This window comes from Actinomadura sp., assembly GCF_044508335.1.
In the GTDB taxonomy this organism is placed as follows: domain Bacteria; phylum Actinomycetota; class Actinomycetes; order Streptosporangiales; family Streptosporangiaceae; genus Spirillospora.
On the sequence record NZ_JBIQHY010000234.1, the window covers coordinates 1 to 2229 of the forward strand.

Here is a 2229-nt window from a genome sequence, read left to right on the forward strand (position 1 = left end):
ACCGCCACCGTGACGCCCGAGACGGCGACCGTGCGCCCGGCGGTGGTCATCGTGGCGGCGAGGGCGTCCTCGATGGACGTCCCGTCCCGGCGCAGCTCCTCGCGGAACCGGCTGACCATGAACAGGCCGTAGTCGATCGCGAGGCCGAGGCCGAGGAAGGTGCTGATGTTCACCGCGAAGATCGACACGTCGGTGAGCCGGGCGAGCGCGTGCAGGGCGGTGAACGAGCCGAGGATCGCGATGCCGCCGACCAGCAGCGGCAGGCTCGCCGCGACCAGCCCGCCGAAGATCAGCACGAGCAGGACGAGCAGGATCGGCATGGCGATGGCCTCGGCGCGGGGGATGTCCGAGGCGACGCGGTCGTTGATGGCGGCGGCCGTGGCGACCGGCCCGCCGACCTTGGCGGTGAGCCCGCCGCCCACGTCGTCCAGCTCGTCCTTGACCGCCTGGTAGGAGGCGTCCCGCGCGGCCTCGTCGGCGCCGGCCAGTTCGAGGACGGCGTAGGTGGACGTGCGGTCCTCGCTGACGAACTGCGGTGCGCCTGTCGTCCAGTAGGTGGCGGCGCCGGCGACCTTCCCCGGCGGCAGCGCCGCCAGGGAGCGCTCGACCGAGGCGCGGTAGGACGGGTCGTCGACCCCGGTCCCGCCCTGGTAGAGGATCACGACGTCGGCCGCGTCCCGGCCCAGGGCCTGCTCGGCGATCCGCGCCGCCTCGGCGCTCTCGCTGCCCGGGGTCTCGAAGCCGCCGGACGTGCTCAGCGCGCCGAAGACGCCCGTCCCCCACACGCCGGCGAAGACGAGCAGGGCGCCCGCGGCGGCGAGGACCCACCGGCGCCGCCGGTGGACCCACCGGCCCCATCGATCGAACATCCGCTGCCCCCCGCCCGCCGCGACCTCCGGTACCGCCAAGCAGGGTAAACAGCGTTTTGTACTGCTTTGACATAGTTCGGTGGCCGGCGGCTGCCCCGCCGCCGGCCACCGCGCGCCCGTGTCAGCCCACGGGCTCCAGCTGGGACCGCCGTGGCGCGGGGGAGTCGCCCTCACGGATGCCGAACTTGCCGTAGATCCTGGCCAGCGGGCCGGGAGCCCACCAGTTCGCGCGTCCCATCAGCCGCATCGCCGCCGGGACCAGCAGCGCCCGGACGACGGTGGCGTCCATCAGGATCGCGATCGCCATCCCCACGCCGGTCATCTTGATGAACGTGATGCCGGACGTGGCGAACGCGCCGATCACGATGATGAACAGCAGCGCCGCGCTGGTGATGATCGAGCCGGTCCGCTGCACGCCGGCGGCGACCGCCGCGGTGTTGGAGCCGGTCAGGTCGTACTGCTCGCGGACCCGCGACAGCAGGAACACCTCGTAGTCCATCGAGATCCCGAACAGCATCGCCAGCATCAGGATCGGCATGGCCGGGGCGATCGAGCCGGTCGCGGTGAAGTCCAGCAGGCCGGACAGGTGGCCGTCCTGGAAGATCAGCACGACCGCGCCGAACGTGGCCGACAGCGACAGCGTGTTCATCACGATCGCCTTCAGCGGCAGGACGACCGAGCCGAACGCCAGGAACAGCAGCATGAACGTCGCCCCGCCCACCAGCAGCGCCAGCCAGGGCAGCGTCGCGCCGATGCTGGCGAGCTGGTCGACGACCCCGGCGGTCTCGCCGCCGACGTGGACGTGCGCGCCCGGCGGCACCGGGACGTCCCGGACCTTGTGCACGAGGTCGCGCGCGGCGCCGGAGTTCGGGTCGGCCCGGTAGGTCAGCGAGATCCGCGTCGTGGTGTCCTTCGCGCCGGTCACCGCCGCGCCGGTCACGCCCGGCACCGCCGCCAGGCGGTCTCCGTACGCCTGGATCGCGGCCCGGTCGGACGTCCCGGTCACCACCGCCTCGATGGGGCTGGTGGCGTTGCGCGGGAACTGGGTCTCCAGTGCCTCCGCGACGACCCGTGCCTCGGCCCCCTGCGGCATGACCTTGGCGTCGACGCCGCCCCAGTTGATGCGCAGGAAGGGCGCGCCCAGCGCGAGCAGCAGCGCCACCGTCGCGACCACGTAGACCACCGGGCGGCGCATGACGCTGTGCGCGAGCCGGCCCCACCAGCCGTCCGGCCGGCCCTGCGCCCGGCGGCGCCGCCGCACCGGCAGCGCGTTGACCTTCGGACCGAGGACGGAGAGCAGGGCGGGCAGCACGGTCAGCGCGCCGATCATGCACACGAACACGGTCGCGATGCCGCCGTA

The 2229-nt window shown here is 73.3% G+C and carries 2 protein-coding genes; both read right to left on the reverse strand.

Annotated elements, in window-relative coordinates; genetic code table 11:
* A partial coding sequence (locus ACIWVC_RS34520; RefSeq protein WP_396455212.1) for an MMPL family transporter occupies positions 1–869 on the reverse strand: 869 nt, incomplete at its 3' end.
* Between the two features lie 121 nt (positions 870–990).
* A partial coding sequence (locus ACIWVC_RS34525; protein WP_396455214.1) for an MMPL family transporter occupies positions 991–2229 on the reverse strand: 1239 nt, incomplete at its 5' end.